This is a genomic window from Nonomuraea longicatena, from assembly GCF_039525605.1.
GTDB lineage: Bacteria > Actinomycetota > Actinomycetes > Streptosporangiales > Streptosporangiaceae > Nonomuraea > Nonomuraea longicatena.
Genome location: NZ_BAAAHQ010000011.1, coordinates 124057 through 144858 on the forward strand (window position 1 = coordinate 124057; position 20802 = coordinate 144858).

18 protein-coding genes are annotated in these 20802 nt (G+C 70.9%); 4 read left to right on the forward strand and 14 right to left on the reverse strand.

Going from position 1 to position 20802, the window contains the following annotated elements; translation table 11 throughout:
• The first annotated feature begins 15 nt into the window (after nt 1–15).
• The 4 genes from ABD120_RS13225 (at nt 16) to ABD120_RS13240 (ending at nt 6487) form a co-directional block, all read left to right on the forward strand.
• Entirely contained in the window at nt 16–2853 is a 2838-nt protein-coding gene (locus ABD120_RS13225) for a type 2 lanthipeptide synthetase LanM family protein (RefSeq protein WP_343950123.1), read from the forward strand.
• Between the two features lie 168 nt (nt 2854–3021).
• Complete coding sequence (locus ABD120_RS13230; protein WP_343950124.1) at nt 3022–3624, forward strand: dihydrofolate reductase family protein; 603 nt, start codon at nt 3022–3024, stop codon at nt 3622–3624.
• A gap of 113 nt (nt 3625–3737) precedes the next feature.
• On the forward strand, nt 3738–4715 hold the full coding sequence (locus ABD120_RS13235) for an alpha/beta hydrolase (protein WP_343950125.1): 978 nt from the start codon (nt 3738–3740) through the stop codon (nt 4713–4715).
• Between the two features lie 170 nt (nt 4716–4885).
• A complete protein-coding gene (locus tag ABD120_RS13240) occupies nt 4886–6487 on the forward strand; it encodes an ABC-F family ATP-binding cassette domain-containing protein (RefSeq protein ID WP_343950126.1) in 1602 nt (533 codons plus the stop codon).
• Nucleotides 6488–6503: 16 nt separating this feature from the next.
• On the opposite strand, the gene ABD120_RS13245 is transcribed toward ABD120_RS13240, so the two are convergent.
• From ABD120_RS13245 to ABD120_RS13310, 14 genes are all read right to left on the reverse strand, one after another.
• Nucleotides 6504–7112 carry a sulfotransferase family protein gene (locus tag ABD120_RS13245; protein ID WP_343950127.1) on the reverse strand — a complete coding sequence of 203 codons (609 nt, stop codon included), beginning with the start codon at nt 7110–7112 and terminating at the stop codon, nt 6504–6506.
• An 18-nt stretch (nt 7113–7130) separates the two neighbouring features.
• The gene (locus ABD120_RS13250) at nt 7131–8351 is read right to left on the reverse strand and encodes an SGNH/GDSL hydrolase family protein (RefSeq protein ID WP_343950128.1); all 1221 of its coding nucleotides are present in this window, start codon (nt 8349–8351) and stop codon (nt 7131–7133) included.
• A gap of 129 nt (nt 8352–8480) precedes the next feature.
• Entirely contained in the window at nt 8481–10691 is a 2211-nt protein-coding gene (gene katG / locus ABD120_RS13255; protein ID WP_343950129.1) for a catalase/peroxidase HPI, read from the reverse strand.
• Between the two features lie 28 nt (nt 10692–10719).
• Nucleotides 10720–11166, reverse strand: coding sequence for a Fur family transcriptional regulator (locus tag ABD120_RS13260; protein WP_343950131.1), 447 nt, complete (start codon nt 11164–11166; stop codon nt 10720–10722).
• Between the two features lie 148 nt (nt 11167–11314).
• Entirely contained in the window at nt 11315–12781 is a 1467-nt protein-coding gene (locus tag ABD120_RS13265) for a multicopper oxidase family protein (protein ID WP_343950132.1), read from the reverse strand.
• A 283-nt stretch (nt 12782–13064) separates the two neighbouring features.
• Complete coding sequence (locus ABD120_RS13270; RefSeq protein ID WP_425563967.1) at nt 13065–13892, reverse strand: RNA methyltransferase; 828 nt, start codon at nt 13890–13892, stop codon at nt 13065–13067.
• A 52-nt stretch (nt 13893–13944) separates the two neighbouring features.
• Nucleotides 13945–14925, reverse strand: coding sequence for a DUF418 domain-containing protein (locus tag ABD120_RS13275; RefSeq protein ID WP_343950134.1), 981 nt, complete (start codon nt 14923–14925; stop codon nt 13945–13947).
• A 124-nt stretch (nt 14926–15049) separates the two neighbouring features.
• Complete coding sequence (locus ABD120_RS13280; protein ID WP_343950135.1) at nt 15050–15841, reverse strand: alpha/beta fold hydrolase; 792 nt, start codon at nt 15839–15841, stop codon at nt 15050–15052.
• 135 nt (nt 15842–15976) lie between these two features.
• Nucleotides 15977–17017: a beta propeller repeat protein gene (locus ABD120_RS13285; protein WP_343950136.1), complete on the reverse strand. Its 1041-nt coding sequence runs from the start codon at nt 17015–17017 to the stop codon at nt 15977–15979.
• Between the two features lie 91 nt (nt 17018–17108).
• A complete protein-coding gene (locus ABD120_RS13290; RefSeq protein WP_343950137.1) occupies nt 17109–17408 on the reverse strand; it encodes a hypothetical protein in 300 nt (99 codons plus the stop codon).
• A 144-nt stretch (nt 17409–17552) separates the two neighbouring features.
• Nucleotides 17553–18389: a hypothetical protein gene (locus ABD120_RS13295; protein WP_343950138.1), complete on the reverse strand. Its 837-nt coding sequence runs from the start codon at nt 18387–18389 to the stop codon at nt 17553–17555.
• Nucleotides 18386–18940 carry an RNA polymerase sigma factor gene (locus ABD120_RS13300; protein ID WP_343950139.1) on the reverse strand — a complete coding sequence of 185 codons (555 nt, stop codon included), beginning with the start codon at nt 18938–18940 and terminating at the stop codon, nt 18386–18388. Before ABD120_RS13300 ends, ABD120_RS13295 begins: the two co-directional genes overlap by 4 nt.
• Nucleotides 18941–19106: 166 nt before the next feature.
• Nucleotides 19107–20336, reverse strand: coding sequence for a S1 family peptidase (locus ABD120_RS13305; RefSeq protein ID WP_343950140.1), 1230 nt, complete (start codon nt 20334–20336; stop codon nt 19107–19109).
• A 78-nt stretch (nt 20337–20414) separates the two neighbouring features.
• The gene (locus tag ABD120_RS13310) at nt 20415–20780 is read right to left on the reverse strand and encodes a DUF5997 family protein (protein WP_343950141.1); all 366 of its coding nucleotides are present in this window, start codon (nt 20778–20780) and stop codon (nt 20415–20417) included.
• Nucleotides 20781–20802 lie beyond the last annotated feature (22 nt).

Sequence of the window (20802 nt, forward strand, 5' to 3'; positions counted from 1 at the left end):
GCGGGGACGGGACACATGGCCGGTGAGTTCGACCCGCCGCTGGATCCGCTGATCGGTCCGGCCCTGGCCGACGTGGAGAGTCGGCTGGGTGCGCTCACCGGCCTCACCTCGGCCGAACGCGACGCCATCCTGTCGGGTTGCGCGCTCTCCGTCGAGGAGGACGTCCGCAGGAAGATCACCAGAGTGCTGGTGCTGGAGGTGAACGCGGCCCGGGTCACCGGTCGGCTCCGGGCCGAGGATCCCGCCGCACGCTGGGAGGAGTGGAAGCGCGAGGTCGCGAAGCCCGCGTTCTGGGACGGGCTGGCGGGGCCGTACCCGGGGATGACGGCCAGGCTGGCGACGGCGGTGCGCAACCGCTGCGCCGCCGCCTGCCGCTTCGCCGAGCGCTTCGTCCGCGACCGCACGGCCCTCGCCGCGCTGCCCGGCGCCCTGTCCGGGCCGCTCGAACGGGTCGAGTTCGGCGCCGGCGACAGCCACCGGGGCGGGCAGACCGTCGTGCTCGTCCACGGCGCGGACGGCCGGGTCGTCTACAAGCCGCGCTCGCTCGCGGTGGACGTGGCGCTCGCCGAACTCCTCACCCACCTCAGCGTCTCCAGCATGCGGGTGCCGCAGGCCGTGACCAGGGGCGAGTACGGCTGGGCCGAGCACATCGCCCACCGCCACTGCGCCGACGACGCCGAACTGCGCGCCTTCTACCGGGGCCTCGGCCACTGGCTGGCGCTGATGCGCCTGCTCGGCGGCAGCGACCTGCACGCGGAGAACCTCATCGCGGCCGGTCCCCACCCGGTGGTCGTGGACTGCGAGACCCTGTTCACCCCGCACACCGGGGCCCGCCCCTCCGGCTACGGCCAGGCGGTGGACCTTGCCGTCGACCTGGTGAACACCTCGGTGATGCGCTCCGGCCTGTTGCCGGGACGCGGGGTGGCGCTGGGCTGGCGGGGCGTGGACATGTCGGCGGCCGGGGCGCTGCCCGGCCAGCAGCCGAAGGTCGAGCTCCCGGTGGTGCTCGGCGCGGGCACCGACAGCCCCCGGATGGGTACGGAGGCGGTCGAACTTCCCCTTGCGGCCAACCACCCGAGCCCGGAGCCGGTGCTCGGCCGGTACTGGCCCCTGATCATCGCCGGGTTCGACGAACTCGGCGAGCGCCTGGCCGACCTCGACCGGTCGGCCAAGCTGGAACCGCTGCTGTCCGGGTTCGCCGACTGCCCGGTTCGCGCGGTGCTGCGCTCCACCGAGGCGTACGCCGAACTGGCCCGCATGCTCTGGCACCCGGCGTCCCTCCACGACGAGGCGCCCGCTCGGGCGAAGGCCGCCGCGCTGCTGGCGAGGATGTCGGAGAACGTCCCCGGCGCCCCGGACAGCGCCGCCGTCATCGCCGCCGAGGTGGACGAGCTGTGCCACGGCGACATCCCGATGTTCGACACCACCCCGCGCGTCGGCGTACTGACCGGCCCGGCGGGCACGCGGTACGGACCGGAGCTGGACCTGGTCGCCGACTCCGTCGCCCGCTGGCGGGCGCGCGACCACGGCCTCGACCGCCGGGCCGCGCAGGCCGCCCTGGTCAGCGCCTACCTCAACGAGGGCTGGACGCCCGGGGCGCAGGCCATGTCGCCGGGGCCGATCGTCGTGGATCGGCCGGAGGCCCGGCGCCGGGCGCTGGCCGCCGAGATCATGCGCGGGCTCGTCGGCGGCGCCGTACGCGGGGCGGACGGCACGGCCACCTGGATCGCCCCGGTGCTCAGCCTGACCGGCTGGGCCGTACAGCCGCTGTCGGTGGACCTGTACGGCGGCGCGCTCGGCGTCGCGACCGTGCTGGCCGCCTACGCGCGCGAGGCGGCGGCGGGCCGGGCCGAGCCGCTGGACGAGGTGCCCGGCCTGCTCACGGCGGTGTTGCGGACGATCAGGCTCGCGGAGGACCGCGACGCGGCCAAACGGCGCGAGGACCTCAGGGTCCGGCCGGACCCGCCCGGCGCCTATCTCGGGATCACCTCGCAGGTCCACGGCTGGCTGCTGCTGCGCGCGTTCGGCGCGGTCGGGGACGAGGCGCTGGCCCGCGCGCGCGCCGTGGCGGAGCAACTGCCTGCGGCGATCGAGGCCGACGACTGCTACGACCTGCTGTCGGGGATGGCGGGCGCGATCGTCCCGCTGCTGCGGCTCGGCGAGCAGACCGGCGAGCGGCGGTGGGGCGAACTGGCCCGCTCGATCGGCGTGCGGCTCGCGGGCCTGGCCGTCCGCCGCCCGGAAGGGGTGTGCTGGCCGAGCCCGCGCTTCCCGCAGGGGCTCGGCGGGTTCGCGCACGGGGCCACCGGGATCGGCTGGGCGCTGGCGCGGCTCGCGGACGCGCCCGGCGCCCCGACCGGGACGCGGGAGCTGGCCGACGCCGCCTTCTTCTACGAGGACACCCTGTACGACCCCGCCCGGCAGGGGTGGCTGGACCTGCGTGAGGACGACGGCACCGCCGCCGCCTGGTGCCATGGGGCGGGCGGGGTCGGGATCGTCGCCGCCGACCGGCTGGCCCGCGAGGGCGGCGCGCTGTGGCGGGACCGGCTGGAACGCGCGGCGGCGGCCTGCTGGGCCCAGGGCATCGGCTGGAACCACACCCTGTGCCACGGCGACCTCGGCGCGTGGGAGGTGATCGAGCACGCGCGGGCGGCCGGAGTCGCCCCCGTCGAGCGGGAGTCCCTGGTCGCGCACCTGCTCGGCAGCCTGGAGACCAACGGCCCGATCAGCGGCCTGGCCAGGGACGCCTTCGCCGCCGGACTGCTGCCCGGCCTCGGCGGTGTCGCCTACCAGCTCCTGCGCATGCATCCGGACTCGGGACTGCCCTCGGTCCTGCTCCCGGACCTGGAATGAACGCCGTACCGGCACCTGCGCCGGTCGCCGTTCTCGTCGGGCTGCGCGGCCGAAGCGGCTGTCGAGCAGGCCGGAGCCCGCGCTGCGGCGCCCCGCCGATCGATGTAGAGAACCGGGGGGCGGCTCCGACTACCGGATGAAAGCGATGCGAAATCCGGAGGAAGCACCATGAGTAAGGTCACCAGCGACATGTCGCTGTCCCTCGACGGCTTCACGGCGGGTCCGGGGCAGAGCCTGGACCTCCCGATCGGCGAGGGCGTCGGCGAGAGCCTGCACCGGTGGATGTTCGAGGAGCCGGAACTGCACGCCGAGGCCATCGCCGCCATAACCGCCGCAGGCGCGTTCATCATGGGGCGCAACATGTTCGGCCCCGGTCGCGGGGAGTGGGATCTGGGCTGGCAGGGCTGGTGGGGGGAGGAGCCGCCGTACCACGGGCCGGTCTTCGTCCTCACCCACCACGCCCGCGAGCCGCTGGAGATGAAGGGGGGAACCACCTTCCACTTCGTCACCGACGGGATCGAGGCGGCGCTGGAACGCGCGCGGGAGGCGGCGGGCGGGCGCGACGTCTCGATCGCGGGCGGCGCGCACACCGTCAACCAGTACCTCGCGGCGGGGCTGATCGACGAGTTGCGGTTGCACGTGGCACCGGTGGTGCTCGGCCGGGGCGAGCGGCTGCTGGCCGGTGTCGGCGCCTTCGACCTCGAACCGGTCGGTACGCCGTCGGGCAGCGCGTTGATCACGCACCTGACGTACCGTCCCGAGAAGGGGTGAGCCGGGCCACTCACGCACCTGACGTACCGCCCCAAGCAGGGGTGAGCCGGGCTGACATATCGGCTCAAGATAGTGGACACTCCATGGCCACTACCGGTGCCATGGTCGTGCGCATGACGCAATCCATGCCTCGGCCGCCGTACGAGCCGGAGTTCGCCACCCTGCTGGCGTCCTTCACCGACCACTTCCCGCCGACCATCACACCGGAGATGATCGCCCCCATGCGCGCGGGCGGCGGCGCGTGGACGCCCTCCATCGAGGAACTGCTCGCCGGCCGCGACATCCGGCGCGAGGACCGGACCGTCCCCGGCCCCGCCGGGGCGCCCGACGTCGTCCTGTCGATCTTCAGATCCGGTACGGCCGCCGCCGCCCCCGCCGTCTACACCATCCACGGCGGCGGGTTCGTGTTCGGCGACCGGTTCGCCGAGATCGACGAGGCGCTGGGCTGGGTCGAGGAGCACGGCGTGGTGCTGGTCTCCGTCGAGTACCGGATGCCGCCCGAGCACCCCGACCCCGCCCCCGTCGAGGACTGCTACGCCGGGCTGGTGTGGACCGCCGCCAACGCCGGGGACCTCGGCATCGACCCCGGCCGCATCGTGCTCCACGGCAGCAGCGCGGGCGGCGGACTCGCGGCGGGGACGGCCCTGCTCGCCAGGGACCGCTCCGGGCCCTCGGTGCTCGGCCAACTGCTCGTCGCCCCGATGCTGGACGAGCGCAACGACAGCCCGTCCGCCCACCAGTTCGCCGGGGTCGGCGTGTGGGACAGGGGCAGCAACGACACCGGCTGGAACGCGCTGCTCGGCGCGCGGCGGGGAACGGAGGCGGTCACGCCGTACGCCTCGCCCAGCCGGGCCCGCGACCTGTCCGGCCTGCCGCCCGCGTTCGTGGACGTGGGCAGCACGGAGACCTTCCGCGACGAGGCCGTGGAGTTCGCGAGCAGGCTGTGGCAGGCCGGGGTCCAGGCCGAACTGCACGTCTGGCCGGGGGTGTGGCACGGTTTCGACGTCATGCTGCCCACGGCGGCCCTCTCCCGCGCCGCCCGCAGAGCACGAAGCGAATGGCTGCACCGGCTCATCGACCGCAAGCCGTGAACCGGCCGCCCTTTTGCGGCGGCTGGTAGAATCTCCGGAAAGTCATCGATTCAGGAGCGCAGCCATGGCAGGGGACGACGACATCTCCGGGTGATACCGGATCCGATCCCGTCGTCTCTGTCTGCCCAGGGCAGCAGTCTGCCCTCAGCTCCTTACGAGGTCTTCTTTCCATGTTCGACGTCGTCTGCTCGAACCTGTCCTTTTCCTGGCCCGACGACACCCCCGTCTTCCAGGACCTTTCGTTCACCGTCGGCGCCGGCCGTACCGGTCTGGTCGCCCCCAACGGCGCCGGCAAGAGCACCCTGCTCCGCCTGATCGCCGGTGAGCTGCGCCCCGCCACGGGATCCGTGACCACCGGCGGCACCGTCGGCTACCTCCCGCAGACCCTCCCGCTGACCGGTGACCTGACGGTGGCCGAGGTCCTCGGCGTCGCCGACGTGATCGGCGCGCTCGACGCCGTCGAGTCCGGCGACGTCCGCGACGAGCACTTCACCACGATCGGCGACGACTGGGACATCGAGGAGCGCACCCGCGCCCAGCTCGACCGGCTCGGGCTCGGCGGCCTCGCCTTCGACCGGAGCCTGCGCACGCTCAGCGGCGGCCAGGTCGTCTCGCTCGGCCTGGCCGCCCAGTTGCTGAAGCGGCCGGACGTGCTGTTGCTGGACGAGCCGACCAACAACCTCGACAGCGAGGCGCGTCACCGGCTCTACGACGTACTGACCGACTGGAACGGCTGCCTGCTGCTGGTCAGCCACGACCGCGCGCTGCTCGACCGCATGGAGCGCATCGCCGAGTTGACGCGCGGCGAGCTGCGCCTCCACGGCGGCGACTTCACCGCCTACGAAGCGGCGGTGCGGGCCGAGCAGGAGGTCGCGGAGAAGAACGTGCGCAACGCCGAGCAGGAGCTCAAGCGCGAGAAGCGGGAGATGCAGCAGGCCCGCGAACGCGCCGAGCGCCGGGCGAGCAACGCCGCCCGCAACCTCAAGAACGCCGGGCTGCCGCGCATCTTCGCCGGCACCATGAAGCGCGGCGCCCAGGAGTCCGCCGGGCGGGCGGGTCAGATGCACGCCGCCCGCGTCGGCGACGCGAAGGCCAGGCTGGAAGAAGCGGGGCGGGCCCTGCGCGACGAGCAGCGCCTGGCGCTGGAACTGCCCGACACCGACGTCCCCGCGGGTCGTACGGTCTTCCTCGGGGAGCGGATGCGGGTAGGCGAACTGTTCGCCGGCGACGGCCTCGACCTGGCCGTGCGCGGCCCCGAGCGCATCGCGCTGACCGGCGCCAACGGCAGTGGCAAGACCACGCTGCTGCGGCTGGTCAGCGGCGACCTCGCGCCCGACGGCGGCGAGATCAGGCGGGCCGACGGCCGCGTCGCCTACCTGTCGCAGCGGCTGGACCTGCTCGACCCCGCCCGTACGGTCGCCGAGAACTTCGCCGTCGCCGCCCCCGACCGGCCGGAGGCGGAGCGGATGAACCTGCTGGCCCGCTTCCTCTTCCGAGGCGCCCGCGCCCACCTGCCGGTCGCCGTGCTGTCCGGCGGGGAGCGCCTGCGCGCGACCCTGGCCTGTGTCCTGTGCGCGGAACCGGCGCCGCAGCTCCTGCTGCTGGACGAGCCGACCAACAACCTCGACCTGGTCGGCATCGCTCAGCTGGAGAGCGCGCTGGGCGCGTACAAGGGGGCGTTCGTCGTGGTCAGCCACGACGAACGCTTCCTCGACACGATCGGCGTCAACCGCCGGCTGCGGCTGTCGGACGGCGTGCTGACAGAGTCATGACCGTGTCATGACCGCTTCATGACCGTCTCTCGGCGTCGATCCCGTCGAGCAACTCCCTGAACTTCTCCCGCTCGTTGAGCCGGGGGAACGGCTCGGCCGGCGCCTCGACGCCGAGGAACGCGCACAGCGGCCCCCATCCCTGCGTGACCTCGAAGACCAGCAGCCGGTCCGCGGGGACGGTGGACCGTACCTCGGCGTTGTGCTCCTCGAACCAGGCGATGGCGGCCTTCTCCTCGCGCACCCGCTCGACGACGGCGAGCAGCCAGTCCGGAGGCGGGTCGCCGTCCGCGACCTTCGCCTCGGCTTCGGCGACGACGGTGCTGCGGACGCTCGCGTACCACGCCTGCGGGTCGCGGAGGGTGAGGATCACCTTGGCCTCGGGGTAGGCGGCGATCAGCTCCTTCCAGTAGAGGGTGCTCGGGAAGTCGACGGTGGACCGGTAGCCGTCGAAGACGGTCTCCCAGTCCGGCGCGCCAGCCGCCGCCGCGTCCCACAGAGGGACGTGCTCGGGGTGCCGCATCACCTCGACCGCGTGGTAGCAGGGGCCGAATCCGAGCCGTTCGAGCGCCGCCTTCATCGACAGCGTCCCCGTCCGGCCGAACCCGGCGCCGATGACCTCCAGCATGCTGCTCCTTCCCCGTGCCTATTTCGTAGCGTCCCAGAGAACGTCGAGGTCGACGGCGTCCGCCATGGCTTTCAGGCCGGCGTCGTTCGGGTGCAGGGCGTCGCCCGGGTCGTACTCGGGGCGCAGGACGTCGCCGTCGGCGAGGACCTTGTCGAAGTCGGCCACGGCGTCGTACTCGCCGCTGGTGCGGATCCAGTGGTTGACGGCGTCGCGGGTGGCCTCGCCCGCGTCGCTGTACATGAACGAGTTCTTGAACGGCACGATCGTGCCGCCGACGACCGTGAGGCCGCGCGCCTTCGCCGCCCTGATCAGCGCGCGGTGTCCCTCGATGAGCTGCTCGGCGCTCACCACGGGGTTGGGCTTGGCGCAGTGGTAGTCCCAGGTCGGGAAGCCGACGTCGTTGACGCCCTGCATGACGACGACCGCCCGGACGCCGGGCCGGTCCAGGACGTCCCTGCGGAAGCGGTCGCCCGCGCGCTCGCCGAAGCAGGTCGAGTCGTTGAGCACGCGGTTGCCGGAAAGGCCGGTGTTGAGCACGCCCAGGGGTTTGCCGTCGGCGAGGAGCCGTTCGGCGAGCCGGTCGGGGTAGCGGCGGTCGGCGCCGTGGGTGGAGCTGGTGCCGTCGGTGACCGAGTCGCCGAAGACGGCCACCGAGCCGCGCGCCCGGCCGGTCACCTCCACTCCGGTCAGGAAATACCAGGACTTGGAGGATTCGGTGAAGGCCGCGCCGGAGGTCGCGAACCGCTGGTCGCCCGGCGCCCGGTAGGCGGTGTCCATGGCCCAGTCGTGGAAGCTCGCGGGGCCGGTCGGGCCGTGGAAGTAGAAGGTCGTGGCCAGCCGCTCGCGCGGCGAGACCCGGATCCGGACCGGGTCGCTGACCAGGTCGCGCCCGGCCTGGACCACGGCCTGCGGGTCGCCTGCGAAGGTGACCCGGACGGGTTCGCCGGTGGCGGCGCCCTCGCCCGCTCTGGCGAGGGTGGCGCCGGTCAGCCGCAGCGGGGCGGTGCCGTACCGGTTGGACAGGCGGATCCGCACGCGGTCGCCGCCCACGCTGATCCGGACGATCTGCCGCACGGACTGGTTCTCGAACCCGGTCTCCGACCAGTTGGGGTTGTAGGCGCCGGGGAACGGGCGCTGCATGGCCGTGGCCCAGGTGCCCGTCCAGCGTCCGGTGGTCGCGTGCGCGGGGGCCGGCGCCAGTGATAACAACGTCAGCGCTGTGGCGATTAACAGTCTCATGAGCCGTAACAGTAGAAGTGAACAGCGGGCATCACAATTCTGGAATTTCTCCGGGAATTGCACACTATTTTCGCCTGTCCGGAAACAGGAAATGCCGGGCTCGTCGGAGCCCGGCATTTCATGGTCGCGTCAGACCAGGTCGAACCGGTCCAGGTTCATGACCTTGGTCCACGCCTTGGCGAAGTCGTTCGCGAACGACTCCGCGGCGTCGTCGCTCGCGTAGACCTCGGCGAGGGCCCGCAGCTCGGAGTTCGACCCGAAGACCAGGTCGGCCCGGCTGCCGGTCCACTTGACCTTGCCGTCGGCGTCGCGGCCCTCGAAGGTGGTCGCATCCTCCGACGTCGCCGTCCACGTCGTGTCCAGGTCGAGCAGGTTGACGAAGAAGTCGTTCGTCAGCGTGCCCGGCCGGTCGGTGAGGACACCGAGCGTCGACTGCTGGGCGTTGGCGCCCAGCACCCGCAGGCCGCCGACCAGCACCGTCATCTCGGGCGCGCTCAGCGTGAGCAGGTTGGCCCGGTCGACCAGGAGGTACTCGGCGGGCAGGCGGGTGCCCTTGCCGACCCAGTTGCGGAAGCCGTCGGCGGCGGGCTCCAGGGCGGCGAAGGACTCGACGTCCGTCTGCTCGTCCGTGGCGTCGGCGCGGCCCGGCGTGAACGGCACCGCGACGTCGAACCCGGCGTCCTTGGCGGCCTTCTCGACGGCGGCGCCGCCGGCCAGCACGATCAGGTCGGCGAGCGAGATCTGCTTACCGGTCGTCGCGTTGAACTCCTGCTGGATGCCCTCCAGCGTGCGCAGCACGGTCGCGAGCCGGTCGGGGTCGTTGACCTCCCACCCGCTCTGCGGCTCCAGGCGCACCCGGGCGCCGTTGGCGCCGCCGCGCTTGTCGCCGCCCCGGAAGGTGGACGCGGAGGCCCAGGCGGCCGACACGAGCTGCGCCACCGACAGGCCGGAGTCGAGGACCTTGCCCTTGAGGGCGGCGACGTCCCCGGCGTCGACGAGGGCGTGCGTCACCTCGGGCAGCGGGTCCTGCCACAGCAGCACCTCGGACGGCACCTCTGAGCCGAGGTAGCGCACGATCGGGCCCATGTCGCGGTGGGTCAGCTTGTACCAGGCCCGCGCGAAGGCGTCGGCGAACTCCTCCGGGTTCTCCATGAAGCGGCGCGAGATCTGGTCGTAGACCGGGTCCACGCGCAGGGACAGGTCCGTCGTCAGCATCGTCGGCGCGTGCGTCTTCGACGCGTCGTGTGCATCCGGTACGGTCCCCGCGCCGCCGCCGTCCTTCGGCCGCCACTGCTTGGCGCCCGCCGGGCTCTCGAACAGCTCCCACTCGTACCCGTAGAGGATCTCGAAGAAGCTGTTGTCCCAGGTGACCGGGGTGTTCGTCCAGATGCCCTCCAGGCCGCTGGTCGTGGTGTCGCCCCCCTTGCCGGTGCCGTGGGCGTTCTTCCAGCCGAGGCCCTGCTGCTCGATCGAGGAACCCTCGGGCGCCTCGCCGACCAGGTCGCCTGAGGCGGCGCCGTGCGTCTTGCCGAAGGTGTGGCCGCCCGCGATGAGCGCGACGGTCTCCTCGTCGTTCATCGCCATCCGGCGGAAGGTCTCGCGGATGTCGCGGGCCGCCGCCAGCGGGTCCGGGTTGCCGTTCGGGCCCTCCGGGTTGACGTAGATGAGGCCCATCTGCACGGCGCCGAGCGGAGTCTCCAGCTCACGGTCGCCGGTGTAGCGCTCGTCGCCGAGCCAGGTGGTCTCGGGGCCCCAGTAGACGTCCTCGTCGGCCTCCCAGACGTCCTCGCGGCCGCCGGCGAAGCCGAAGGTCGCGAAGCCCATCGACTCCAGGGCGACGTTGCCGGACAGGATGAGCAGGTCGGCCCAGGACAGGCTCTTGCCGTACTTCTTCTTGATCGGCCACAGCAGGCGGCGGGCCTTGTCGAGGTTGGCGTTGTCCGGCCAGCTGTTGAGCGGGGCGAAGCGCTGCTGACCGGCTCCGGCGCCGCCTCGGCCGTCACTGATGCGGTAAGTGCCGGCGCTGTGCCATGCCATGCGGATGATGAGCGGGCCGTAGTGGCCGAAGTCCGCGGGCCACCAGTCCTGCGAGGTCGTCAGGACCTCGGCGATGTCGCGCTTCACCTCGGCCAGGTCGAGGCCGTTGAACGCGGCGGCGTAGTCGAAGTCCGCGCCGTGGGGGTTGGCCACGACGGGGTTCTTGGCGAGGATCTTCAGGTTGAGGCGCTCCGGCCACCACTGGCGGTTGCCGCCGCCCTGGGTCGGATGCGGTGCACGTCCGTGAGCTACCGGGCAGCCGCCTTCGGTCTCCACGGCGTTTGCGTCTCGGTTCTCAGACATTGGGACTTTCCTTCCGGGACTAAGCGGATCAGGGTGATCCGGAACTGCGGGCGGTGGCGCAGTCGAGGCACAGCCCCCAGTAGATGACCTCGGCCTCGTCGATCGCGAAGCCGTGGTCGTCGTGTGCGGTCAGGCAGGGCGCCTCGCCGACGGCGCAGTCGACGTCCTTGACGGTCGCACACGTCCGGCACACCAGGTGGTGGTGGTTGTCGCCGACGCGTCCCTCGAACAGCGCCGGGCTGCCCGGCGGTTCGATCCGCCGTACGAGCCCCGCCGCAGTGAGCGCGTGGAGGGCCTCGTAGACGGCTTGCAGGGAGATGTGGCCCACCCGGGCGCGTACCCGGGAGGCGATCTCCTCGACGCCGAGATGGTCGCCGTCGCGGACGGTGTCGAGCAGGGCGACGCGGGCGGCCGTCACCCGCATGCCCGCCCCGCGCAGCTCCTCTGCGGTGCTCGGAGTGCTGGATGCGGTCATACTCCCCAACCTACCCCCATAAAGACGAATCATACAAGATAATGAATGATCCAAGTTTTCGTGTGGCCGGAATCCGGCCGGAAACGACGAAGACGGGTGCGGACCCGTCGCAGGGTTCCGCCCCGTCCGTTCGTGTCCGGGCGATGGGCTACGGAATGATCTCCATCTCGGCCATCATGCCGAGCGAGGAGTGCTCCAGGAAGTGGCAGTGGTAGACGTAGCGGCCCGTGAAGCCGCCGCCGAACGTCGCCTGGATCTTCACCCGGCCGCCGAACGGGAGGAAGACGGTGTCCTTCAGGCCCTCGTCCTCGGGCAGCGGTGGCCCTCCGTCGCGTTCGAGCACCCGGAAGTGCGTCATGTGCAGATGGAAGTTGTGGATGACGCCGGGCAGGGTGTCGACGTTGCTGACGTTCCAGATCTCGGTCGCGCCCGACCTGATCTGCGCGTCCACCCGGTTCGGGTCGTACGGCCTGCCGTTGACCAGCCCCACCGGCAGCGGGCCGGGACCGGACAGGTCGAAACTCATCGTGATGTCGCGGGTGACCGAGGCGGGCGGCAGTGCGGGCAGCGGACGCAGCGTGTGGGGCACCAGGCTGTAGTCCGACGCGTTGCGCACCACGTCGAAACGCATGACCGGGATGGTGCCGTTGTGCAGCACCAACTGGCTCCCGATGGGCAGGCGGGAGAAGTCGACGACGATCTCGGCCCGTTCCGCCGACGACAGCACGATCTCCGTCATCCGTACCGGCTCGGGCAGCAGGCCGCCGTCCGAGGCGATCTGGGTGATCTGGTGGCCGCCCAGGTTCAGACGGAAGACGCGCTCGTTGGCGGCGTTCAGGATGCGGAAGCGGTACTTACGCGCCGCCACCGGGAAGTACGGCTGGAGCTTGCCGTTGACCAGGAAGTTCGTTCGCTCGGCCGGGTCGCCGAAGAAGATCAGCCCGCCGTTCTGGTCGAAGGCCGCGTCCCGCAGCATGATCGGCACGTCGTACTGGCCGCTGGGCAGCGCGAAGCGCTTCTCCGACGGGTCGTCGATGAGGTAGAAACCGTGCAGGCCCCGGTAGACGTGCTCGGCCTCGGTGTGGTGGCTGTGGTCGTGGTACCAGAGCGTGGCGCCCTGCTGGGCGTTCGGGTACTCGTAGGTCCTGGCCTGGCCCGGCTGGATGAGGTCCATCGGGTGGCCGTCGTTCACCGCCGCCACATGGCCGCCGTGCAGGTGCACGTTCGCCGGGGCGGCCAGCCGGTTCGTGTACACGACCTTCACCCGGCGTCCGGTGCGGGTGCGGATCGTCGGTCCCACGAACGATCCCGCGTACGTCAGGACCGGCGTCGTGAAACCGGGGATGAGCTGGGCCGTCGCGTCGCGGATGTCAATCCGGTAGGTGTCCACGCCGTTCGCCGAGCTCGAAGGCTGCAGCACCGGCGGGATGGGCATCAGTTCGGTGAACGGCGCCACCTTGGGACGCATCAGGATCGCGCCGCTGTTCTTCCTGCCGAGGCGGTGGCCCTTGTGGACCGGGTCCACCTCGTTGGCTCCAGCGGGCAACAGGTTGGCGATGGGTAGGGCCGCTGCGCCGCCGAGGACGCCCAGCCCCAATAATTGCCGTCGATTCAATGGATTCCCCTGTCGTTAAAGGGCGACGGCCCCGAATCCGTCGCGAAACCCTCCGTTCAGGCGAGTCGTTCGCCTCCCCGACCGTTGCACGGTGATCAGGTGTGTGTCTTCCTGAAAATTGCTCTGCGGCGGGTCAATCGCGTGGTCTTTCCATGACAAGGGCGGCATATCCGTACGAGTCGCGGGGGCGCGGTACCCAGCCGCCGGGGCCCGGGTGGGGCGGGGCGGTTCGGCGCATGCCGCCGTACAGTCGCGAACAGGGCGCGACCGGACCCAGTCGGGTTCAGCGGCGGGCGGTGATGCGCTGCCGTGCGGCCTCGTAGAGGACGGCGGTCGCGGCGTTGGCCGCGTTCAGGGAACTGGCGGCGCCGATCATCGGGATGCCGACCATGGTGTCGCACCGCTCCCGCCAGGCGGCGCTGAGGCCGGTGGTCTCGTTGCCGACCAGCAGCAGGGTCGGCTGGGTGAGGTCGAAGTCGAAGACGTCGCAGTCGCCGTGCTCGTCCGTGCCGACGACCACGATCGGCGTGCCGTCCGCGCGCCGCGCCCGCACCCAGGCCATCACCTCGGCCGGCGAGGGCACCCGTACGGCGGGCAGCGCGAACAGCGACCCGGTGCTCGCCCTGACCGCCTTCGGGTCGTAGACGTCGGCGGCGTGGCCGGTCACGATCAGTCCGTGGGCGCCCATGGCGTCGGCCGAGCGCAGGATGCTGCCGATGTTGCCGGGACTCGTCGGCCGATCGAACAGCACCCCCAGGAAATCGCCGGCCACGGGGATGCGGTCGAGGTCGTCGGCGGGCATCCCGACGACGGCGACGACCTCGGGGGGCGCCGCGCTCTTCTCCCCGAGGTCGGCCAGCAGGTCCGGGGCCATGGCGACCCGCTCGGCGCGGGTGGTGCGCAGCAGGTCGCCGGCCCAGGCGGACGGCTCACGGTCGTCGTCGTAGAGAAGGGTGTGGACGGGCCAGCCGTACTCGACCGCCAGGGAGATGGGGCGCACGCCCTGGACGAGGAACTCGCGGGCGCGGGTGCGCTTGGTGCGGTTGGCGAGCAGGGCTTCGAGCTGCTGGAAACGCGCGTTGCGTGTGGTGATGCGCAGTGTTCCTCCCAGGACGACCGAACCGCCCGCCCATAGTAGGGGGTCGGGCCCGGCACGGCCTGATTCAGCCGGCCCCGACCCGGAGGGCCGGACGGCGGCCCCAGGTGGCCCAGCGCCACAGCCATTCCAGCGGACCGAACCGGTAGCGGCGCAGCCACAGCGTGGAGAACAGCCACTGCGCGGCGAGGATCCCGGCCGCGACGGCCAGCAGCACGGGCTGGGTCCAGTCCTGTGGGCGGCCGTGCAGGTTCGCGACGGCCAGCACGAGAATCGAGGCGGTGAGGTAGTTCGTCAGCGCCAACTTCCCCAACGGCGCGAAGAACGCGTGCAGTATCGCTCGCAACGGCGTCCTGAGCAGGAGCAGCAGCACGCACACATACACACCGCCGATCAACATGCCGGCGACCGCGGCCACGACGCCGAGGGCGCGGCCGTCGGGATTGTTCGCCTGCACGGTGGCTTGCACCACCAGCATCGGTGCTGCGGCCACCGCCAGCAGCACTCCCGTGATGGCCGGTCCCTTGGCGGACTGCTCCATCCGGTCGATCACGCCGTACCTGACCAGGGCGGTGCCCGCCAGCAGCAGGCCCGGGGCGATCAGGTAGCCATTGGTCACCGACAGGGACGCCACGAGGACCACGACGGCGAGGACCGCGACCGCCCACCGGGGCAGCCAGGACGACGGCAGCAGAATCACCAGCCCGGAGGCAGCGTAGACGGCGAGCACGTCACCCGGCCAGATCAGGAACATGTGCACGAGGCCGATCGCGAGCAGCACGAGCAGCCTGCGCAGCAGGAGCAGTCGCGGGCTCGCCGTACGACCCTCGGCCGACTCCAGCAGCAGCGCGAACCCCACGCCGAACAGCATGGCGAAGACGGGGAAGAACCGGTGATCGACGAGGTACCCCATCCAGTCGCTCGTCCCAGGCGCCACGACCTCGCCGCTGATGTTGGAAATCGGCCCGACATTGGCCAGCAGGATCCCGCAGAGCGCGAATCCGCGAATCACGTCGAGCGCGTCGATACGCCGTCTTCTCTCTGACATGAGGCGCTATTCTGCGGGCCTGCGCCTTGCCGCGGTATCGGCCAAAAGCGCTGTTCAAGACAGTACTTCCAGCCGGTTGATCCTGCCGACGCCCGATTACTACGCTGAGTGGGCTCCTCCGTCTTCAGCGGTCGAGGGCGCCGACCTCGCGGACCGCGTCGGCGACGGCGCGGAAGTCCTTCTTCAGGATCGCGCCGTGGTTGCTGGGGACCTTCGCGCTGATCTTGATGTTCGGGTTGCGCTCGACCACCTGCGTGACGCTGGCGCGAATGATCTCCTGCTCGTCGCCCTTGCTTCCGAAGGACGCCCCCGAAGCGAGCACATACCGCGCCGGGACGGTGATGGCGTCCAGCACGGGCCCCAGTTCGCGCTCGCGGGCGATCCTGCCGACCTCGATGTTGCTGTTCGCGATCTGCTCGGCGCTCATGCGCGGGGTCAGGCCCGTCGGACGCAGCAGCGGCAGGAGCCAGCGCATCCGCCCGAACAGCTTCCGGATGCGCTGTTCGATGGCATCGTCGAGCCAGTCGTACGGCTGTGCGCCGTCGACCATGACCGCGCCGATGGCACGGTCGGGATTGCGGCTGGCCCAGTGCGCGGCGACGAACGCCCCGTAGGACCAGCCCACCGGCAGTGCCAGGTCCACACCACGGGCCGCGAGCACGGCGTCCACGTCTGCGAGGTTCGCCTCGAACGAGTAGTTCGCCGACCGCTTCGACTTGCCCCGGGCCCGCATGTCGTAGGTGATGTGCCGCCACCCCGGCCCCAGTTCGGCGAGGACCCGTCGCCAGTATCCCTGGGTGGCGGTGTGGCCGTTGAGGTAGATCACGGGGATTCCGGGGCCGCCGGTGTCGGTGACGGCCAGGGCCGTGTCGGCGACCGGCAGCATGCCGGTCCACGCCGAGTTGTTCTTCGTCATGTCGGTTCCTCTGAGGTGCTGCCGTCGGCGCGGTTCTGGACGAACGCGCTCCGGCTATCTGGTGCCACTTAGTACCAGTATAAAGTAGCGCCGGCTACCAGTACCTAGCAACACCGGATAGCTGGCGATGCGCCGTCAGGGAAGGTGGCGGAAGACTCCCGTGGCCCGGCCGATCTGCCCGGTGGCCAGCAGCGGGCCGCCCGGGACGGCCGACAGCGACGTCAGCTCGCCCCCGGACGGAACCCTGCTCCAGCGGCCGGACGGGTCGCGATGGGCGAGAGCGGAGGCGTTGCCGTTGACGTCGGTGGAACCGAGGAGCCAGTGTCCGCCCCTGCCGTCGGGAACGGGCGGGAGGGCGCGGCCCATCCGACCGGCCGTCGCGGAGGTGTCCTCGGTGCGCCAGCCGGAGCCGGTCCATGACAGCAGGAAGGACGACATCCCGATCTCGCCGGTGATCCAGACGCCGGTTTCGTCGGCGGTGATCGCGCGCAGGTGAGGGGCGTTCAGCAGGTCGGGCGGAAGCGGGTCGGAGGCGGGCGGCGCCTTCGGCAAAGCCGGGGTCAGGTCGATCGGGGTCCACGTCCCGCCGTCGAAGTGGTGCACCCGGGCCGCCTCGCCGTCCAGGGCCCAGATGTCGGAGGCGGAGCGGGCGCTGACCCGCCATGCCGTGAACGGGACGGCCTGCTCCGTCCAGGTGGCGCCGTTGTAGTGCCAGGTCCTGCGGTCGCCGAAGACCCACACGTCGTCGGCGGCGACGACGCTCAGGGCCATGACCGGCCCGGAGAACTCGTGGGCGATCGCCCAGGTACGGCCGTCCCAGCGCACCACGGAGGTGCCGACCAGGGCCCACACGTCGTCGGGAGCGGACGCGGCGACCTGGCCGACGGTTCCGACCTCGACCGGGAAGTCGGTCTTCCGCCAGCGGCCGTCGTTCCAGTGGAAGACCGTGGGGCGGTGCGGGCCGTCGGCCATCGGGATCCAGGCGCCGATGCCGAGGATCTTCCATCCGAAGGCCCATGCCTCGTTCTCGCCGGTGGCGACGACCTGCCCGTAGGTGACCGAAGACTGGTCCGCCACCAGGTGCCAGCGGTCGTTGCCGTCAGCCCAGGGGGCGGCGACCCAGAACCAGAGGACGGCGCCGGCGGTCGCCGCTGCTATGGCGAACTTCATCAACATTCTCAAAAGCGTACGAAGAGCACCAGGGCGGCACATGAGTACAAGTACTCAAGCTGCGGGGACGGTGCCTCGGTACCGTCCCCGCGAGGGATCACCCGCGCTTGTCCAGCCACCAGAGGTGGAGGGATCCGTTGAAGTAGGCGGAGGAGGTGCCGCCCACCGGCGCCCAGTTGCCCACCACCAGCTGCCGCTGGTTCTGGCGGTCGATGTAGGCGATGTTGATGCGCTGTTCTCCGGTGCCGGTGGTGCAGGTGCTGGCGCCGTAGCCACCCCAGGTGTTCACGGTGCAGGTGTCGGGGACGGCGTGGGCCGGCGCGGCGGTGATCAGCAGCAGACCGGCGGAGAGAAGAGTGGCGGCGGAGAGGGCTGCTGCTCGTTTCCTGGATTTCACGTGCACTTCCTTCGGGCGTTCTCGACTTTCTTTTAGGAAAGTTTCCTAAGCGAAAGATACGCGCCCGGAGGTCGGCGTCAAGAGCCGTCTCACCGATGAGACGCCCGACCGGGAAGCTCGCCCCCGGCCGGGACGATTCAGGAGCTAGTTCCCGCAGGAAACGTCCACGGGCTTCGGCTTGTCGTTCGGGTCGGGACCGACCAGCAAGAGCGCCTTGCCCTCGGCGCTCATGACGCCGTCGTGGACGTACCAGTCGTCGGGCGCGGCGGACTGGGGCTGCTGCCCCGAGACGGTGAACTGCGGCTCCACGCCGCGCCCCCGCAGCAGCGTGTTGACGTCAGCGACGTTCTTGTTGACGTAGTCCACGCAATACAGCGGCTCACCGAACATCCCGATACCGGGAGGCATGGCGTACTTCTCACCGGCCTCCGCCTGCCGGCCCAGGATGACCTCGGCCTTCCCCTCGAAGTCCAGCGGGACCTTCAGCCCGGTCGGGCATCCGCCGAACCGGTGGCACGGGCCGGGCGCACTGATGGCCGTGATGGTGCCCTTGGCCGCCACCGGCTCACCGGATCTCAGCGGGTCGAGGTCGTCGGTCATCACGAAGATGCTGCCGGCCAGGTTCGCGGACGTCGGCGTGACGGTGAGCGTGATGTCCAGACCACGCGCCTTCAGCTCGGACTCGTACACGCTCGGATCGGCCATCAGGTCCTTGACGGTGATGACGTGATAGCCGTCCACGCGTTCGATGTCCAGGGCCGCAGCGGCCGGAGCCTGGATGACGGCGAAGGTCGCGACGGCTGCCGCAGCGGCCAGGACCGGTGCGGCCAGCCGCAGGTACCGACGCCGACGCGGGACGCTCCGGGTCTCGGCGACAGGGGCCGAGGTGATCTCGTTCAGCAGTTCGCCGGCCAGCGGGGTGTGGCCGGGGCCCGGGTCGGGCGCGATTCGGGCCACCAGGCTGTCGATGTCGTTCCTCATGTCGCCTCTCTCGTCATGGTGATGGCACGCTCGCCGTAGCGGGCCATGTCCAGCCCAGCGGCCTTCAGGTTCTTCGCCAGCCGTTTGCGGGCACGGTGCAGCCGTAACCGGGCCGCGGCGCGTGAGCAGCCCAGCACCGTGGCGATCTCGGGGGAGCCCAGCCCCTCCCAGCCGGCCAGTGCGAGCACCTCGCGATCGTCTGGGCTCAGCCGCCTGAAGGCCGCTCGCACGGCGTCGAAGTCGTCGTCCACCACGATCGACTCCGCCCACTGCTCAAGCTGCAGGCCGAGACGTTCGACCAACTCGCTGCGGCGGGAGTCGGCCCGCCGGCCGTTGGCCAGTACCCGGCGGGCCACGCCGTAGAGCCACAGACGGGCCCGGTGTCCTTCGGGAACGTCGTCCAGCCGACGCCAGGCGATCGTGAACGTCTCGGCAAGGGCGTCGGCGGCGTCGTCGTGGGAATCGGCACGCCGCCGGAGGTAGGCGAGGATGTCGGCGTAGTTCGCCGTGTAGATCTCCGCGAAACGCTGCTTTTGATCAGGTGGGCCCACGCTGTGTCTCTCTCGTTCGGAAGTCTGACGTTCCGTACGTGTCGTGAACCCGGAAGGTGTTACACCCCGATCGTGCCCGCGCTTCGAGCCGGACCGCGCACATCGCGGAATGACGCACATGGCCGCCCCTGCCTGCGGTTTCCACAGGTCAGGGACGGCGAGGCGCTCAGTCCAGGATCAGGTCCATGTTCTGGGCGGCGAGCGCCTCTCGGATCGGCTGGAAGTAGGCGGCGCTGCCGTCGGTTCGCGAACCGCTGTGAATGCCGGCCGCGTCGTTGTTCCAGACGACGGAGCCGCCGCTGTCACCGGGCCTGGACCGGTAGTCGGTCATGGTGAGTCCGCCCACGGTGGGGCCGTTGGCATAGGTCACGGTGACATCGCGGGCGTTGACGAACCCGCAGGTCCAGCCGGTCGTCGCGCCGGACTTGCACAGGTGGGCGCCGACCGGGGCGTCCTGGGCGCCGCCGATCCTTCTGAAGGTGCCGTTGTACATGTTCACCCACGGCCCGTAGGGGTTCCACTCGCCGGAGTTCCGCACGAAGTAGCTGCCGTAGTCGCCGTTGTAGTCGAAGTTCCAGACGTGGCCGTACCCCACCCACTTGTTGTCGCCGGGGCGCCAGGCCCAGGTGTTGCCACCGAGTTCGTTGCAGTGGCCTGCGGTCACCATGTAGTGCCAGCCGGTGCTGCGGTTGCGCGCCAGGAACGCGGCCGAGCAGTCACCCTGGTACTGGGTACCCGAGGCGTTCCACATTTCGAACTTGTCCCCACCGATGAGCCCGGACGGCTCCGCGGCCGAGTCGGTCGCGACCACCTTGACCGTGCCTCGGCTCCCCGACAGGCCCGCACGGGCGAGCACACTGGCGGTGCCCTCCTTTTCCGCCGACGGTACTTCGATCACCACCTGGTTGGATCTGACGTCGACGTAGGCGGAGACGAGCCGGCCCTGCGCCGCCTTGTCGATCTTGCTGTGCACGGTCTGAAGCGTCCGGGTGCTGTTGCTCACCAGGTGCGCCTGAGCGCCGTCGTCCGTCGCCGTTCGAGCCGCCCGCTCATCGAGGACGTTGACATGGACGGTGCCCGTCGGTACGTCGATCCATCCGCCTGCGGCGCGTGGGCCGAGTCTGCCGGTGACGGCCGCGAGCCGGTCGGCGAGGCCGCGTTCGGCGCGCAGCCGTTCCTTCAGTTCCGCAGGGGGCAGACCCGACTGCTCGGCCAGCGAAGCCGCCGCGAGCGTGAGGTACTCCTCGTCCGTGGCCTCCCTGGTCGGGGCGGGGGAGACACTCTGCCGAGTGGGTGCGGACGGCTCGGGCGGGCCGGTTCGGGCCTCGGCCGGTCGTACGAGTGCGAGGGAGAGCAGAAGCGCTCCGGAGGATAAGACGACGATGGGCCGTTTCATGTGGCTCCCTTTCCTTGAAGGAGAAGGCGAGCCTCATGAAACGTGATCGACGACCCGTAAGCGTCCGATAAACGGCGTCTAGCGCTGCTTGAGGCGCTGGGCTTCCTTGCGCACCTCGGCCTGGACCGACCGCTCGTGCTGCAGCCACTCGGGGTTGTCCGCCTTGATGGCGTCGATCTCGGCGGTGGTGAGCGGCCCGGTGATGCCGCCCCTGGCCAGGCCCGAGTTGGAGACGCCCAGCTTCACGGCGACGACCTGCCTGGGGTGCGGTCCTTCGCGTCGCAGCTCGGTCAGCCATGCCGGCGGGTCGGCCTGCAGCGCGCTCAGCTCGTCCCTGGAGACGACTCCCTCCTGGAACTCGGCGGGAGTGGCCGAGAGGAGCACACCCAGCTTCTTGGCCGCGGTCGCGGGCTTCATCGTCTGAGTGGTCTTCGCCTTGGTCATGGCGTCAAGGGTAGGGCGCGAA

Coding starts and splice junctions, on each gene's coding strand:
- ABD120_RS13275 (WP_343950134.1), bottom strand. CDS start 14,925: ATGTCAGAGAGAAGACGGCGTATCGACGCGCTCGACGTGATTCGCGGA.
- ABD120_RS13250 (WP_343950128.1), bottom strand. CDS start 8,351: ATGAGACTGTTAATCGCCACAGCGCTGACGTTGTTATCACTGGCGCCG.
- ABD120_RS13245 (WP_343950127.1), bottom strand. CDS start 7,112: ATGCTGGAGGTCATCGGCGCCGGGTTCGGCCGGACGGGGACGCTGTCG.
- katG (WP_343950129.1), bottom strand. CDS start 10,691: ATGTCTGAGAACCGAGACGCAAACGCCGTGGAGACCGAAGGCGGCTGC.
- ABD120_RS13225 (WP_343950123.1), top strand. CDS start 16: ATGGCCGGTGAGTTCGACCCGCCGCTGGATCCGCTGATCGGTCCGGCC.
- ABD120_RS13295 (WP_343950138.1), bottom strand. CDS start 18,389: ATGAGGAACGACATCGACAGCCTGGTGGCCCGAATCGCGCCCGACCCG.
- ABD120_RS13240 (WP_343950126.1), top strand. CDS start 4,886: ATGTTCGACGTCGTCTGCTCGAACCTGTCCTTTTCCTGGCCCGACGAC.
- ABD120_RS13280 (WP_343950135.1), bottom strand. CDS start 15,841: ATGACGAAGAACAACTCGGCGTGGACCGGCATGCTGCCGGTCGCCGAC.
- ABD120_RS13310 (WP_343950141.1), bottom strand. CDS start 20,780: ATGACCAAGGCGAAGACCACTCAGACGATGAAGCCCGCGACCGCGGCC.
- ABD120_RS13285 (WP_343950136.1), bottom strand. CDS start 17,017: ATGTTGATGAAGTTCGCCATAGCAGCGGCGACCGCCGGCGCCGTCCTC.
- ABD120_RS13305 (WP_343950140.1), bottom strand. CDS start 20,336: ATGAAACGGCCCATCGTCGTCTTATCCTCCGGAGCGCTTCTGCTCTCC.
- ABD120_RS13230 (WP_343950124.1), top strand. CDS start 3,022: ATGAGTAAGGTCACCAGCGACATGTCGCTGTCCCTCGACGGCTTCACG.
- ABD120_RS13260 (WP_343950131.1), bottom strand. CDS start 11,166: ATGACCGCATCCAGCACTCCGAGCACCGCAGAGGAGCTGCGCGGGGCG.
- ABD120_RS13235 (WP_343950125.1), top strand. CDS start 3,738: ATGACGCAATCCATGCCTCGGCCGCCGTACGAGCCGGAGTTCGCCACC.